The following is a 16,051-nucleotide window of genomic DNA, read 5'->3' as shown; positions in this document are numbered from 1 at the left end:
TTGATACAGAGCGTTTCATGGCTACAACAATCGGGATAGAGGGAGACCTTCCAACTTGGCAAAGGGGTTCGTTATCCCTTTTATCGAATGGGGTGGTTGGGAAGCTGCGAGACTCCCGTGGGAGAAAGGAGATCGGCGAGATCCCGCAGGGCGTAGCCCGAGGAAGCTCGCCACTCCCCCACAGGAAAGCGAGTAGCTTCCCAGCCATCCCCGACGCCCAATAAGGTAACGAAACCCGAAAACATCTCGAAACTGAGTCTTCAAGAAACCTGCCATATTGTTTAATAAGAATAAATAAAGAAAAAAGTCGCGTCTCTATATAGAGACGCGACTTTTTTAGGACAAGAATGTTTCTGATGACCCGTACGGGATTCGAACCCGTGTTACCGCCGTGAAAGGGCGGTGTCTTAACCACTTGACCAACGGGCCAATATGTATCTTAAAAAATAATGGTAGCGGCGGAGGGGATCGAACCCCCGACCTCACGGGTATGAACCGTACGCTCTAGCCAGCTGAGCTACACCGCCATTTAGTTGAATGCTCTCTCGGAAGCACAAAAAATATATTACACCATGATAAATAAACTGTCAACAAGAAAAAAAATATCAGATAACTCTGTCTATTTCGCTAGGGAATGAGGAAGATTTTTGGAAGGGAGAGGGATGGTGGTGGGGAGATTTTGTAGAAACGACCTTTCTTCCTGTGAAAACCATCGAAGTTTTTGTTTCTGCTCTCCTGTTGTTTTGACAAAATGCTTGTTCTGGGTGTGGTTTAATAGGTTTCACAAAGAAGGAGTGATGAAAATGTTAGGTACTGTATCAAAACGAGAAAGTCGTCAATCAGCCGTCCGGGGATCCGGGATCGTGAGAGGGTTACAAAAGGCTTCATTCGGTACGTTTTCTTTTATGGCGAACAAAGGAGTCTTCCACATGGTGCTGGCTTTATTATTAGGACGAGCTATCATTCTTTCGTCCATGGCCCCTTTTGGCGTAGCTTTTTTAGCGGTAATCTGGTGGTTAAAGCGTCCGCTTGTCATACCCGTCACAATCATGATGGCCGCCGGGGCTTCTACATACAGCTACGGTCACGCGGGTTTTATTGCAGGGGTGTCGATGACTTTTTTGCTCTTAAGTCTGGCATTGCGCAAAACAAGTCACCCCCAGAAATGGCTGCCGATGATTGCGTTGATGGCAAGCTTGATTCCGAGAACAGTGAGTCTCGCTTTACTGGATCGTTGGCAGCTCTACGAACTTACTTTGATGGTGGCAGAAGGAGTACTGGCTTTTATCCTTGTACTCATCTTTATGCAAAGCATCCCGCTTTTAACACCACAAAGATATCAACCGTCATTAACAAATGAAGAGATTGTTTGTTTAATCATATTATTAGCTTCTGTATTAACTGGAATGATCGGCTGGCAGGTACAGGGCGTTGCCGTCGTCGACATTTTTGCTCGCTATTTAGTTATTTTGATGGCTTATATTGCCGGGGCAGCCATTGGATCAACCGTCGGTGTTGTAACCGGGCTGGTTTTAAGCTTATCCAATATGGATCACATTTATCAAATGAGCCTGCTCGCTTTTTCAGGCTTATTAGGGGGGTTGCTAAAAGAAGGGAAAAAAGCCGGAGTGAGCGCTGGGCTCATTGTCGGTACTTTACTGATCGGTTTCTACGTGAGCAGCGGGGCTGATCTTCCATCTTCGTTATGGGCTTCGGCCTGGGCAGTGGCTTTATTTATGTTGACTCCAAATTCCTGGGTCAAGCAATTATCCAGGTACGTTCCGGGGACGGATGAACATCATTCGGAACAGCAAAAATACTTACAAAAAGTGCGAGACGTCACGGCTGTCAGGGTCGGGAAGTTTTCGGACGTTTTTCAGGCTTTATCGAAAAGTTTTACTCATTTAGAGTCACCGAAGGAGGATAGCGGGGAAGCAGAGGAAGTAGACTATTTTTTAAGTCATGTCACGGAAAAAACCTGCCAATCATGTTTTAAGAAAGAAAAATGTTGGGTCAATCAATTCGACGACACCCATAACTTAATGACCGATCTTATGCATGAGTTGGATGAAAGAGGAGAACCGAGCCGTGTCATGCGAAAGAATGTCGATCAGCATTGTGTGAAACCGCAAAAGTTGATTGACACAATGAATCATGAGCTATCTTTTTATCATGCGAATAAAGAATTGAAGCGCCAGGTGCACGAAAGCCGTAAGTTTGTAGCTGAGCAGCTTCAGGGCGTCTCTGATGTTATGAATAATTTTGCAAAAGAAATTGTAAAAGAGCGGGAGCATCATGAACATAAAGAACAGGTGATCTACCATGCGCTTGAACGGATGGGGATGGTCATTCAAAAATTAGAAATCTATTCCTTGGATGCAGGAAATATGGATCTCGAATTAATTGTAGAGATTGATAATTATAGAGGGGAAGGAGCGAAAATCATTGCACCTGTCCTTTCGGATATTCTGGGAGAAACCATTGTTGTCACGATGGAAGAAATCTCTCCATATCCAAATGGAAGGTGTTATTTATCATTTGGATCAGCGAAACATTATTCGATTGAATCAGGAGTGGCGCATGCCGCTAAGGGGGGAGGGTTCGTTTCAGGGGACAGCTTTACAATGATGGAGCTTGGAAGGGGGAAATATGCATTAGCAATCAGTGATGGAATGGGTAACGGGGAACGTGCTCATGAGGAAAGTATGGAAACGCTGAGGCTGTTGAAACAGATTCTACAATCAGGTATCCAGGAATCTGTAGCCATTCAGTCGATCAATTCCATATTGTCTTTACGGACAAATGATGAAATTTTTTCAACGTTGGACTTAGCGGTGATTGACCTGCACCAGGCGACGTCCAAGTTCATTAAGGTCGGCAGCACGCCGAGCTATATAAAACGAGGAGATAAAATTTTCACCGTCGAGGCCGGAAACCTGCCGATGGGAATCATCCCGGATGTCGACGTGGATATGAGGAGTGAACAATTAAAAGCAGGAGATTTCCTGATTATGATGAGTGACGGTATTCTGGACGGGCCAAAGCAAATCGGGAATGTGGACATGTGGCTCAAACGTAAAATCAGGGAAATATCCGATGAAGATCCGCAAGCAATGGCTGATCTTTTACTAGAAGAGGTGATACGTACACAATCTGGATCGATCGTAGATGATATGACGATTATCGTAGCGCGGATTGATCGTTATTTGCCGGAGTGGACATCGATTCCTTCGGTGAAAAAAGAGGCCTGAGTAAAGTATAGAATTCCTCCTTTTCGGCGATGATGGAAGCAACGAATCAGGAGGGATATGCACATGAAACCAGGCCGATTAAAGCAGATTCTTTTATTGACAGATGGATGCTCGAACCATGGAGAAGACCCTGTCGTCGTCGCAGCGCTCGCGAGGAATCAGGGGATAACGGTCAATGTGATTGGCGTTCTTGACGACCGGCAAAGTGGCAGGCCACAAGGGCTTGAAGAAGTAGAAGCGATTGCCGAAGCAGGTGGAGGCGTCAGTCAAATTGTATATCAGAAAAGTTTGTCCCAAACCGTGCAAATGGTGACGAGACAAGCCATGACCCAAACGATTCAAGGGGTCGTTAATAAAGAATTACAAGAGATTCTCGGCAAAAAACAAACCATTGAAGAACTTCCCCCGGAGCAGCGGGGAGAAGTAGTGGAAGTGGTAGATGAACTCGGAGAGAGCTGCGATCTTGAAGTCCTTGTGCTGGTGGATACAAGTGCAAGCATGCACCATAAACTGCCGACCGTGAAGGATGCTCTTTTCGATTTGTCTCTTAGCTTAAATGCGCGATCAGGTTCAAACCAATTCAGTGTTTTTGCATTCCCGGATCCAAAAAAAACCATTACGAAAATGGTGGGGTGGACACCGGAATTGGGAGAAATACATGGGATCTTCTCCAAGTTGAATAGTGGAGGATACACGCCGACGGGACCTGCCTTGAAAGAGGCGCTTTATGCGTTTGCAGGGAAACCTCTCGATGAGCGGTTGAGAAATGAGGAAGATCCATATGAAGAAACAGGTTTTTGACTTACCCCCTGGAGGTCGAGTAACCGGTAAATGGAGCGGTCGTACTTATACCATCATCAAAAAAGTAGGTGCTGGAGCCTGCGGAACTGTTTTTTTATGCCGTTCCCATCAAGGGGATACGTATGCCCTCAAACTCGGGGAAGATAGTTCACGGATGATGTTGGAAGTGAATATGCTCAAAAAATTCAGTAAGGTCCAAGGGGTGAAACTTGGGCCTTCTTTTGTTGATGTTGACGATTGGGTGGATCGGTCAGGGCGCACATACCCTTTTTATGTCATGGAATATGTAGAAGGAAAACCTGTGACAGAATTTTTGAAAGGAAAGACGAAGGACTGGATTGCCATTCTGGCTATCCAATTACTCACGGACCTTGAGAACCTTCACAACGCGGGGTTTGTATTTGGTGACTTGAAGACGGATAACTTGTTGGTATCCGGTTCAAAAGTCCGCTGGATCGATGTGGGTGGAGTAACGGCTACAGGGCGTGCTATTAAAGAGTACACGGAATTTTATGATCGCGGCTATTGGAACATGGGCTCCCGTAAAGCAGAGCCGACGTATGATTTATTTGCCGTCACGATGATCATGTTGGAAATGGGGCACCCGAAGAGGTTTGAAAAAGGGAATCATCCTCAAAAAACATTGGAAAATAAGCTAGCTTCCTCATCTCTCCTGAAACCCTATAAACGGGTGATTCAACAATGTTGGAAAGGGAATATACGAAATGCGACACAAATGAAAGACCACCTTTCCGGTGTGCTGATGAAACGCAAAAGCCCTCCTGATTCAACCCGTCAGAGGCGGGGGCATAACAAAAGAGTCGAGAATGGTGAACTTGCTGCGTTAACGGTGGGTTCCGGCGTGTTTTTCGTGGTATCGATTGTGAGTTTCTTTTTCTAATCCGTCCTCCTTATGAGGGGGATAACAGAGAAGGGATCGTTTCCTTTACAAAAATAATGGGGAAATGGATGCTTATCTTTTGATGTACTTACGAATAGTGATACGATAGGTAGAGATATACAGACAGAGACAGGGGGAAAACACCTGATGGATCATGCTGTTCATACCTTTATCTCGAAACACCAAATGATCCAGCCGAAACAGACGCTGTTGGTTGCTGTGTCCGGTGGGCCGGATTCTGTCGCACTTTTGCACTTTCTGTGTACCATGAAAGAAAAGCTGTCCCTTCGTTTGATCGCCCTTTCTGTCGATCATCAATTAAGAGGAGAGGAATCTCAAGCAGATCTTCGTTTTGTTGAAAACATGTGCGAAGAATGGGGAGTCGAATTTGTCGGAACTTCTGTGGATGTTCTTTCGTATAAGAAAGATAAGGGAACAGGCACACAGGAAGCGGCCAGGGAGTTGAGGTATGCTTTTTTTGAAGAGGTGATGTATGCCTATGAAGCGGATGCTCTTGTTATGGGGCATCATGGTGACGACCAGGCGGAAACAATTTTAATGCAGCTTATGCGTAGTGCACGCCCGGAAGCGGTTCAGGGGATGCCCGCCACAAGACGTTTTGCTTGCGGAAAGATTATTCGTCCATTCCTTATGGTCTCTAAAAATGAAATCGCCTCTTACCTGCAAGATCATGCTTTAAAGGTGAGGATGGATCCATCCAATGAGGATACCGAATACACCCGGAATGCGATCAGGCAGCATCTTTTGCCTTTTATGAAAGGCAGCAATCCGCAATTTCATAAGCATATGCAGGTGTGGAGTGAGAGAGCGAGAGAAGAAAGGTCATACATAAATGAGCAGGCCCAAAAAGTCTTGGAAACTGTCCATTTTTCTTCAGATGTGGAGAAATTCGTACAATTATCAAAACAAACTTTCAAAACATTCCCGCTTGCTTTACAAAGGACAGCCTTTCATCTAATATTGAACTATCTGTATGTGAACCAAAACGAAGACATTTCTTACTTGCATGAAGAAATGTTCATGAACCTTTTAAATGATGAAAAACCGAATGCTTCCCTGGATTTTCCGGAAGGGTTGAAAATTATCCGTGCTTATGATGAAATCACTTTTTCTTTTCCTGGAGAACAAGATTGGAAAGAGTACTCCTACATTCTCGAAATAGGAGAGGATCTTCAACTACCTGATGAATCTGAAATCAGGGCGGATTGGTTCAGTGGCGACGGCACCGAAGATGCCTATACGTATCTATGTGATTCGCATCACGTAAAACTCCCTCTTGTCGTTCGCACAAGGCAGGAGGGAGATCGAATGCATCTGAGAGGGATGAACGGCTCGAAAAAAGTAAAAGATATTTTTATCGACCAAAAGATCCCGGCCCGTCTGCGCCCTACCTGGCCGATCGTTACAGATCAAGCAGGAAAGATTCTTTGGGTCGTCGGTTTAAAAAAAGGCGGGGAGCGTACCAGCCTTTCATCAGGTCCATGGCTTCGGTTACATTATAAAAACAAAGCAGACACGTAGGAGGAGCAATCATGCATAACGAAATTGAAAAGGTCTTGATTTCCGAAGAAGAAATTCAGGCAAAGTGTAAAGAGCTGGGAGCGGAACTTTCGAAAGAATATGAAGATCGTTTCCCTTTGGCGATCGGGGTACTGAAAGGCGCCCTTCCTTTCATGACTGATTTGCTGAAACGCATGGAAACTCATTTGGAAATGGATTTCATGGATGTTTCCAGCTATCACGGAGGTATGGAATCTTCAGGAGAAGTCAAGATTGTTAAAGACCTTGATACGAAGGTAGAGGGTCGGGACATTTTGATCATTGAAGATATTATCGACAGTGGTCGAACACTTGCCTACCTTGTCGACTTGTTCAAATATCGTAAAGCGAAGTCGATTAAAATCGTCACCCTGCTTGATAAACCGACAGGACGAAGCGCGGATATCAAAGCAGATACGGTCGGGTTCGAAGTCCCTGATGAATTTGTTGTCGGGTATGGTCTGGACTATGAAGAAAAGTATCGCAATCTTCCGTACGTCGGGGTCTTGAAGCCTGAGGTCTATGGAGGCTGAAAATCAACCTGTGATGGGAAGTTTGAAAGTATCTATGTCAAGGGTAATTAGTTGTGTCGGCCGTTTTTGGTATGGTAGTATTTACTATAGTTTTTCTCGTTTGGGAGGAGGTAGGCAATGAACCGGATCTTTCGTAATACCATATTTTACTTACTTATCTTCCTCGTGGTTATCGGCGTGGTCGGTCTATTCCGAGGTCAAGGTGATCCGCAAACAGAATATAATGTCAATGAATTCTACAATAAATTGAATAATGGTGAAATCCAGGAAATGACGATTCAGCCTGTCAATGGGGTGATTCGTGTAACTGGTCAAGAACAGGGAGCGGAAGAGGGCGAAACTTTCGTCGCACAACTTCCAGCTAATGATGAAGTCATTGCTCAAATCACACAGACCGCTCAAGAACAGAGTAATCTGACTGTTGAACAAGAAGAGCAGCCCAGCGCATGGGTGACTTTTCTAACGTCCATCATCCCGTTCGTCATTATCTTTATTTTGTTCTTCTTCTTGCTTAACCAGGCACAGGGCGGCGGAAGTCGCGTGATGAACTTTGGTAAGAGTAAGGCGAAGATGTATTCAGAAGAGAAGAAGAAAGTGCGTTTCAAAGATGTTGCCGGAGCAGATGAAGAGAAGCAGGAGCTTGTTGAGGTCGTTGACTTCCTTAAAGACCCTCGTAAATTCTCTGCGGTCGGTGCCCGTATTCCTAAAGGTGTCTTATTAGTGGGACCTCCAGGTACAGGTAAAACATTGCTTGCACGTGCGGTAGCTGGTGAAGCGGGAGTACCGTTTTTCTCCATCAGTGGTTCTGACTTCGTTGAAATGTTCGTCGGTGTCGGTGCATCCCGTGTCCGTGACTTGTTTGAAAATGCGAAAAAGAACGCGCCAGGCATCATCTTCATTGATGAAATTGATGCTGTAGGTCGTCAACGTGGCGCTGGTCTTGGCGGAGGCCATGATGAGCGTGAGCAGACATTGAACCAGTTGCTTGTTGAAATGGATGGTTTCGGTGTTAATGAAGGAATCATTATTATCGCTGCAACCAACCGTCCGGACATTCTGGACCCAGCCCTTCTACGCCCGGGTCGTTTCGACCGTCAAATCACAGTCGATCGTCCAGATGTCAAAGGCCGTGAAGCGGTACTTGCTGTACACGCGAAGAACAAGCCGTTGTCTGAGAATGTCGACTTGAAGACGATTGCACTACGTACACCAGGTTTCTCTGGTGCCGACTTGGAAAACTTATTGAACGAAGCTGCTCTAGTAGCTGCGCGTGGAGATAAGAAGAAAGTCGACATGGATGACGTAGATGAAGCGATTGACCGTGTAATCGCAGGGCCAGCGAAGAAGAGTCGTGTTATTTCTAAGAAAGAACGCGATATTGTTGCCCACCACGAAAGTGGACACACAGTAATCGGTATGGTGCTGGATGATGCCGATATGGTCCATAAAGTTACGATTGTTCCTCGTGGGCAGGCAGGTGGATATGCCGTCATGCTTCCTAAGGAAGATCGCTACTTCATGACGAAACCAGAATTGTTCGATAAGATTACAGGATTACTCGGTGGTCGTGTAGCTGAAGAGATCATCTTTGGTGAAGTAAGTACAGGAGCTCATAATGACTTCCAGCGTGCTACCAGTATCGCACGCAAAATGGTTACAGAGTATGGAATGAGTGAAAAGCTCGGTCCACTACAGTTCGGCTCTAATTCTGGTGGTCAGGTCTTCCTTGGACGTGACATCCAGAACGAACAGAATTACAGTGACCAGATTGCTTATGAAATCGACCAGGAAGTGAAGAACTTCATTCAGTACTGTTATGACCGTGCGAAAACAATCCTCACTGAAAATAAAGATAAGCTTGAGTTAATTGCGAAGACATTATTGGATGTCGAAACACTTGATGCAACTCAAATCCGTTCTCTATTTGATAAAGGTCGTCTTCCGACGGATGAAGAGCTTGAAGAAATCGCACGTGAACACAATGCGAAAATCAAGAACAACACGTCTTCCAACAATGAAGATGTCCGTGTGACCATTCAGTCCAAAGAAGATGAACAAGCAGAAGAGACAGAGACTCATGAAGAAACGAAGGAAGAAAAGAAAGATGAAGGTCCATCTGATTCAGAGGATCGTCGTTCTTAAAGGTTCATGAGCAAAGCCACATCAACCCTGAAACGGGAGGTGTGGCTTTTTCTGTGTCCTAGAAGAGCGAAACAGCAGGTTCTTGTGATATGATGGTAGCCGAAGGAAATGACACGGGAGGCTTCATGTATGAATTTTGTCCTTGATGTGGGAAATACCAATACTGTGTTAGGCGTATTTGAAAATGATTCTTTAAAGTATCAGTGGAGGATTAAAACCGATCGTCATAAAACAGAAGACGAGTTCGGAATGTTGATTAAATCACTCTTCGATCATGAAGGGTTGCGTTTTGAAGATATGGACGGCGTAATCATCTCGTCCGTTGTACCACCGATCATGTTTGCACTTGATCGTATGTCTCGTTATTATTTTAAAAAGCAGCCGATGATCATAGGTGAAGGAATGGTGGATCACGGATTGCCGATGAAATACCCAAACCCCAATGAGATCGGTGCTGATCGAGTGGTCAATGCGGTAGGAGCCATCGATGAGTATCCACTTCCTTTAGTGATCATCGACTTTGGAACAGCTACCACTTATTGTTATATTAATGCTGAAGGGGAATACCTTGGGGGTGCCATTGCCCCGGGGGTCAATATTTCGATGGAGGCTCTTTATGCAAAAGCAGCCAAACTACCAAAAATCGAAATTAAGAGTCCGGAACATGTGATTGGTCAAAGCACAGTGGAAGCCATGCAGTCCGGCGTTTACTATGGATATGTAGGTCAGGTCGATGAAGTCGTTCGTCGTATGAAAGAAACTTCCGAGCAGACACCGACAGTGATTGCTACCGGTGGTCTTGCCAATTTAATCGCCGGTCAATCAAGGACGATCGACCATGTCGATCCTTACTTGACGTTGAAAGGTCTTCATAAGATATATCAAAGGAACAAAGAGAAAAAAGCGTTTAAAGGAGAATGAATAGCATGTCAGATTATTTAGTGCGTGCCATAGGTTTCGACGGCCAGGTTAGAGCTTATGCCATTCAATCAACAGAAACAGTCGAAGAAGCAAGACGCAGACAAGATACATGGGCAACGACATCAGCAGCACTAGGACGGACGTTAACCATCAGCGGCATGATGGGTGCGATGCTCAAGGGGAATGATAAGCTCACAGTAAAGGTGGAAGGTGACGGCCCTGCCGGCGCCATCATCGCCGATGCTAACTCTAAAGGAGAAGTGCGTGGATATATCAAACACCCTCATGTTGATTTTGAATCGAATGCTCAAGGAAAACTGGATGTGGCACGAGCGGTTGGGACGTCAGGGACGTTGAGTATCGTCAAGGACCTGGGGATGAAAGATCACTTTACAGGTCAAGTCCCACTTGTGTCCGGTGAGATCAGTGAAGATTTCACCTATTATTTTGCAAACTCTGAGCAAGTGCCTTCAGCTGTCGGGGCTGGTGTGCTTGTAGATACGGATTACTCTATTCTTGCTGCCGGTGGATTTATTGTCCAAATGATGCCGGGAGCTGATGAAGAGACGACGAGCCAGATTGAAAAGAGACTATCAGAAATGCCTGCGATTTCTTCACTTGTACGCGACGGCAAAACCCCGGAAGAAATTTTGCACACAGTTCTTGGAAAGGAAAATGTGCGTATCCTGGACACGATGCCAGTCAAGTTCCAGTGCCACTGCTCACGGGAACGTGTGGAAATGGCCATTGCCAGTCTTGGGAATGAAGAAATCGAGCGAATGATTAACGAGGACCAGGGAGCCGAAGCGAAATGCCACTTCTGTAACGAAGATTACCAGTTCAGTGTGGAAGACCTTAAGGAACTGAAATCTGAAGGCACGGATCCCACCTCATAAATGAATACGAAAACTGATATAATAAAAGGCGAAACCGTGGTTTCGCCTTTTCCTTTAACGGTAACGAATACATGATTGAAATGTTTGACAATTGTACGGTTATTAAGTACATTAGGTTTAAATCCTATTAAAATACTTGGTTTTGGGAGTGAATGTATTGAGAATCGTAAATAACGTAAGCGAATTAGTTGGTCAAACTCCAATGGTCAAACTGAACGGAAGCGCGGATGAAGACAGTGCAGATGTTTATCTTAAACTGGAATACATGAACCCGGGTAGTTCCGTTAAAGACCGCATTGCTCTTTCCATGATTGAAGAAGCTGAGAAAGATGGAAGTCTCAAAGAGGGCGATACCATTGTAGAACCAACCAGCGGGAATACGGGAATTGGTTTGGCGATGATCGCAGCTGCCAAAGGTTATAAAGCCATACTTGTTATGCCGGATACGATGAGTCAGGAACGCCGTAACCTTCTGCGCGCTTATGGAGCAGAACTCGTTCTCACTCCAGGCAGTGAAGGGATGAAAGGTGCCATTAAAAAGGCTGCTGAACTTCAAGATCAGAAGGGTTATTTTATGCCTCAACAGTTCAACAATGAAGCCAATCCACTCATTCACGAAAAAACGACCGGGCCGGAAATTGTCGAGCAGATGGGTGATCAACTGGATGCATTTGTTGCAGGTATCGGAACAGGTGGAACCATCACGGGTGCCGGTAAAGTGTTGAAAGAGAAGTACCCGGACATTAAAATTTATGCAATCGAGCCGGAAGAGTCACCAGTCTTATCTGGTGGAGACCCTGGTCCACATAAGATCCAGGGAATCGGGGCAGGTTTTGTGCCTGGTATTTTGAATACAGAAATCTATGATGAAGTAATTAAGGTGACGAAGGAAGATTCATTCGAAGCCGCAAGGGAAGCCGCGAGAAAAGATGGTATTCTTGGAGGAATCTCTTCCGGATCCGCAATCCATGTGGCGAAGCAGGTGGCCAAAAAGCTAGGCAAAGGTAAGAAAGTTGTGGCAATCATCCCTAGTAACGGTGAGCGTTATCTATCTACTCCCCTTTATCAGTTTGACGAAGAATAATATGAAACGACTGCACCTCTATGGGGTGCAGTTTTTTTATTTATGTTTCCAATTGTGTACGTGTGATAGAAATTTTGAAATGATGTAAGATAGGGGAAGAGAATGATGGAAACGAGGGAAACCTATGAACACCAAATTAAGTACTTCTGAAAAAACGTTCGATTTAACAAAGGAAACTCTTGTGATGGGGATTCTTAATATTACACCTGATTCTTTTTCTGATGGAGGGCTCTATTTTGATCTCGATCACGCTGTAAAACAAGCGAAGATGATGGAGGAAGAAGGCGCACATATCATTGATATCGGAGGCGAATCCACTCGGCCCGGTCATCGTCCTGTAACGGTTGAGGAAGAACTGGCTCGGGTAATCCCTGCAATCCAGGCAGTCAAGAAGGCGGTTTCGCTTCCTATATCCATTGATACTTATAAAGCAGAAGTGGCTGAAAAGGCGGTTGCAGCAGGGGCATCGATAATCAATGATGTATGGGGAGCGATCAAAGAGCCTGCTATAGCTGACGTCGCTGCGCAGTATGGTGTACCGATCATCCTGACCCATAACCGGTCAGATAGAAATTATAAGTCTTTGTTGGATGACATGAAAAATGACCTCCGAAGAAGTATTAAGACAGCCAGGGAGGCGGGAGTTAAAGACGAGCATATCATTCTCGATCCAGGCATCGGGTTTGCGAAAACGCAAGCACAAAACTTGGAGGTCATGCGAAACTTGGCAGATTTGAAAGAACTCGGCTACCCCCTTTTACTAGGAACATCCAGGAAATCATTCATAGGTACAGCCCTGGACCTCCCGAAAGATGAAAGGATGGAAGGAACAGGGGCAACCGTCTGTTATGGAGTCGCGCAAGGCGTGGATGTAGTGAGGGTTCATGATGTGAAGCCCATTGTACGTATGACGAAAATGATGGATGCTATGCTCGGAAAGGGTGAAGGAATTGGATAAGATATATGTAAATCAAATGGAGTTCTGGGGATATCATGGTCTTTTTCCAGAAGAAAATAAACTGGGGCAACGGTTCTATGTGGACCTTGAGCTTGAGTTGGACTTGAAGCCTGCAGCTGAATCCGACGACATGACAAAATCGATTGATTATGGTGCGATCTATGAGGTTACAAAAGAAGCCGTGGAAGGAAAACACCACAAACTCGTCGAAACAGTGGCAGAAAAGCTCGCCAATGAACTCTTCAGTAAATTTCCGCTGTTAGAAGGGTGTCTCGTAAAAGTATATAAACCCGATCCTCCGATCCCGGGGCATTACAAATCGGTGGCGATAGAGATCTACCGGAGACGGGAAACATGAATAGCGCCTATATAGCCTTAGGGTCGAATATATCACCAAGGGAAGTATTTCTGAAAGATGCCATCTCTCTGCTGGAGGAGCACGAGAATATAACTGTCCGAAAAATGTCAGCGGTCTATGAAACGGCCCCAGTCGGTTACACTGAGCAAAACGACTTTTTAAATATGGCTATTCAAGTGGAAACGGATTTGTCCCCTTCCTTATTATTGGAGTACTGCCAGGGTATTGAACAGGAACTGGGAAGGAAACGGGTAATAAAATGGGGGCCGCGAACAATTGACCTCGATATATTGCTTTATAATCAGGAGAAAATGAAAACAGAGCAATTAACGATTCCACATCCCCATATGCATGAACGGGCATTTGTGATGGTCCCTTTAGCGGACGTGGATGCTCAAGCTTTCCTCCCTCATTTAAAACAAACAGCGGGAGAAGTTCTAGGACTGCTTCCATCAGAAGAAGTGAGAAGCATGAACAAGTGGGGAAGAATTTAGTGGACTCGTCCAAGGTCAAATAGACGATTGCCAAGACATTTGTATTGAGGGGCTGTTGAAACCAGAAGTGTAAATGCAGGAATCGTTCCCCTTTCAACATTGACACGCACATAGTACTTTTTTATACTAAACGATAGTTAGATGCTGCCAGTCCCATGCTGGCAGTTTTTGTTATTGTAACGGTAAGTACCCAAAAAGAACAGGGAATGGAGTGAGAGCAATGACAGAAGAACTGAATGAACATATGCGGGTGCGTCGCGATAAGATGAATAATCACCGCGAACAGGGCATCGACCCTTTTGGTGACAAATTCGACCGCACGGATTACGCCCAAGATTTAATAGAGAAGTACGATCAATATACGAAAGAGGAGCTGGAGGAAAAACAGTTCCCAACAACCATTGCTGGACGAATCATGACAAAGCGTGGAAAAGGAAAAGCGGGTTTTGCACATATTCAGGACCTGACTGGCCAAATTCAACTGTATGTTCGTAAAGATGAAATTGGAGAAGAAGCTTACGACAATCTTTTCAAATCTGCTGACTTGGGAGATATCGTAGGAGTTTCCGGGGTGATGTTCAAAACGAACGTAGGAGAACTTTCCGTGAAAGCAGCGGAATATCAATTGCTTACGAAGTCTCTCCGTCCACTTCCTGAAAAATTCCATGGTTTGCAGGATGTCGAACAACGTTATCGTCAACGTTATTTAGACCTTATTACGAACCCTGATAGCAGAGATACGTTTGTACTGCGCAGTAAGATTATTCAGTCTATGCGCCGTTATCTGGATGGTTTAGGTTTCTTAGAAGTAGAAACTCCATTGATGCACGGGATTGCAGGTGGAGCTTCCGCCCGCCCGTTCATCACACACCATAATGCGCTGGACATGCAGTTGTATATGCGTATTGCTATTGAGCTCCACTTGAAGCGTTTGATTGTAGGTGGATTGGAAAAAGTATATGAAATCGGCCGTGTATTCCGTAACGAAGGAATCTCTACTCGTCACAACCCTGAGTTTACGATGATTGAACTGTATGAAGCCTATGCGGATTATCATGACATCATGAACCTTACCGAAAACATGGTTGCACATATCGCTAAAGAGGTTCTCGGTACAACGAAAGTCTCCTACAATGAACAGGAAATTGATCTGGAACCAGAGTGGACACGTCTCCATATGGTAGATGCTATCAAAGAACACACAGGTGTAGACTTCTGGGAGCAGATGTCAGATGACCAAGCGAAAGAGCTTGCTAAAGAACATGGTATTGATATTAAAGATACGATGACATTTGGTCATATTGTAAATGAATTCTTCGAACAGCGCGTGGAAGAAAAGTTAATCCAGCCTACCTTTATTTATGGCCATCCAACAGAGATCTCTCCTCTCGCGAAGAAGAATCCAGAGGATGGAAGATTCACAGACCGATTTGAGTTGTTCATCGTTGGTCGTGAACATGCGAATGCTTTCTCTGAGTTGAATGACCCGATTGATCAAAGAGAACGATTCGAATCTCAGTTGAAAGAACGAGAAGAAGGAAATGATGAAGCTCATATGATGGATGAAGACTTCCTGGAAGCACTTGAATATGGAATGCCTCCAACGGGTGGTTTGGGAATTGGAATCGATCGTCTAGTCATGTTGCTGACAGACTCGCCTTCTATTCGTGACGTCCTGCTGTTCCCGCAAATGAGAAATCGTGAATCATAAGTTTTCAATCCCTCTGGATTCTTCCAGAGGGATTGTGTTTTATTTGAAATCTTACTTACTGTGAAGGATAATAATCTGAATTATCTTTTTACGAAAAACCTATTGCGTGGTTTTAGATGCCGTGATATATTATTACTTGTCGCATTAAGAGAGCGGCAAGCCGCAACGGCTTAACAAAATAAATCATTAAAAGTTGTTGACGAAAACAACTACACATGATATATTAATTAAGTCGCTGTTTTGAAGTGGCAAACAAAACATTTGATCTTTGAAAACTGAACGAACCAACCAGTACGTCAAAACATTTCTTCTTTATAGAAGAGATTTGAAACAAAGCACATTCGGTGTGCAAATGAGCAAGTCAAACTTAACTTTTATGGAGAGTTTGATCCTGGCTCAGGACGAACGCTGGCGGCGTGCCTAATACATGCAAGTCGAGCG

13 protein-coding genes, 2 tRNA genes and 1 rRNA gene are annotated in these 16,051 nt (G+C 44.8%); 14 read left to right on the top strand and 2 right to left on the bottom strand.

Translation table 11 applies throughout. The features are described 5' to 3' along the window. Nucleotides 1-357: 357 nt before the first annotated feature. Together GLW00_RS19260 and GLW00_RS19255 are read right to left on the bottom strand one after the other, a co-directional pair. A tRNA-Glu gene (locus GLW00_RS19260) sits at nt 358-429 on the bottom strand. A gap of 21 nt (nt 430-450) precedes the next feature. Continuing rightward, nucleotides 451-527: transfer RNA gene (locus tag GLW00_RS19255), tRNA-Met, on the bottom strand. Nucleotides 528-803: 276 nt separating this feature from the next. Here GLW00_RS19255 and spoIIE point away from each other — a divergent pair. From spoIIE to GLW00_RS19185, 14 genes are all read left to right on the top strand, one after another. After that, nucleotides 804-3,251 carry a stage II sporulation protein E gene (spoIIE, locus tag GLW00_RS19250; protein WP_160916788.1) on the top strand — a complete coding sequence of 816 codons (2,448 nt, stop codon included), beginning with the start codon at nt 804-806 and terminating at the stop codon, nt 3,249-3,251. A gap of 63 nt (nt 3,252-3,314) precedes the next feature. Then, nucleotides 3,315-4,052, top strand: a complete 738-nt coding sequence (locus GLW00_RS19245; RefSeq protein ID WP_160916786.1) for a vWA domain-containing protein — start codon at nt 3,315-3,317, stop codon at nt 4,050-4,052. Beyond that, nucleotides 4,033-4,953: a serine/threonine protein kinase PrkT gene (prkT, locus tag GLW00_RS19240; protein WP_160916784.1), complete on the top strand. Its 921-nt coding sequence runs from the start codon at nt 4,033-4,035 to the stop codon at nt 4,951-4,953. Before GLW00_RS19245 ends, prkT begins: the two co-directional genes overlap by 20 nt. A 147-nt stretch (nt 4,954-5,100) precedes the next feature. Beyond that, nucleotides 5,101-6,495 (top strand): tRNA lysidine(34) synthetase TilS, encoded by a 1,395-nt coding sequence (tilS, locus tag GLW00_RS19235; RefSeq protein WP_160916782.1) that lies wholly within the window; start codon nt 5,101-5,103, stop codon nt 6,493-6,495. Between the two features lie 11 nt (nt 6,496-6,506). Then, a complete protein-coding gene (gene hpt / locus GLW00_RS19230) occupies nt 6,507-7,046 on the top strand; it encodes a hypoxanthine phosphoribosyltransferase (RefSeq protein WP_115824762.1) in 540 nt (179 codons plus the stop codon). A 117-nt stretch (nt 7,047-7,163) separates the two neighbouring features. Continuing rightward, nucleotides 7,164-9,188, top strand: coding sequence for an ATP-dependent zinc metalloprotease FtsH (gene ftsH / locus GLW00_RS19225; RefSeq protein WP_160916780.1), 2,025 nt, complete (start codon nt 7,164-7,166; stop codon nt 9,186-9,188). A 129-nt stretch (nt 9,189-9,317) separates the two neighbouring features. After that, complete coding sequence (locus tag GLW00_RS19220; RefSeq protein ID WP_160916779.1) at nt 9,318-10,109, top strand: type III pantothenate kinase; 792 nt, start codon at nt 9,318-9,320, stop codon at nt 10,107-10,109. Between the two features lie 5 nt (nt 10,110-10,114). Continuing rightward, complete coding sequence (hslO, locus tag GLW00_RS19215; RefSeq protein ID WP_160916777.1) at nt 10,115-11,005, top strand: Hsp33 family molecular chaperone HslO; 891 nt, start codon at nt 10,115-10,117, stop codon at nt 11,003-11,005. A 157-nt stretch (nt 11,006-11,162) separates the two neighbouring features. Next, nucleotides 11,163-12,089 carry a cysteine synthase A gene (cysK, locus tag GLW00_RS19210; RefSeq protein ID WP_160916775.1) on the top strand — a complete coding sequence of 309 codons (927 nt, stop codon included), beginning with the start codon at nt 11,163-11,165 and terminating at the stop codon, nt 12,087-12,089. 124 nt (nt 12,090-12,213) lie between these two features. Continuing rightward, entirely contained in the window at nt 12,214-13,047 is an 834-nt protein-coding gene (folP, locus tag GLW00_RS19205) for a dihydropteroate synthase (protein ID WP_160916773.1), read from the top strand. Beyond that, nucleotides 13,040-13,405: a dihydroneopterin aldolase gene (gene folB, locus GLW00_RS19200; RefSeq protein ID WP_160916771.1), complete on the top strand. Its 366-nt coding sequence runs from the start codon at nt 13,040-13,042 to the stop codon at nt 13,403-13,405. The genes folP and folB overlap by 8 nt, the downstream gene beginning before the upstream one ends. Further along, complete coding sequence (folK, locus tag GLW00_RS19195; RefSeq protein WP_160916769.1) at nt 13,402-13,899, top strand: 2-amino-4-hydroxy-6-hydroxymethyldihydropteridine diphosphokinase; 498 nt, start codon at nt 13,402-13,404, stop codon at nt 13,897-13,899. Before folB ends, folK begins: the two co-directional genes overlap by 4 nt. Nucleotides 13,900-14,119: 220 nt before the next feature. Then, entirely contained in the window at nt 14,120-15,610 is a 1,491-nt protein-coding gene (lysS, locus tag GLW00_RS19190; RefSeq protein ID WP_160916767.1) for a lysine--tRNA ligase, read from the top strand. A 373-nt stretch (nt 15,611-15,983) separates the two neighbouring features. Then, a 16S ribosomal RNA gene (locus GLW00_RS19185) occupies nt 15,984-16,051 on the top strand; the annotation flags it as partial.

The sequence above is a fragment of the Halobacillus litoralis genome, from assembly GCF_009856445.1.
In the GTDB taxonomy this organism is placed as follows: Bacteria; Bacillota; Bacilli; order Bacillales; family Halobacillaceae; genus Halobacillus; species Halobacillus litoralis.
The sequence above is the reverse complement of the archived record's forward strand: the minus strand, read 5'-3'. Positions and strand labels throughout refer to the sequence as shown.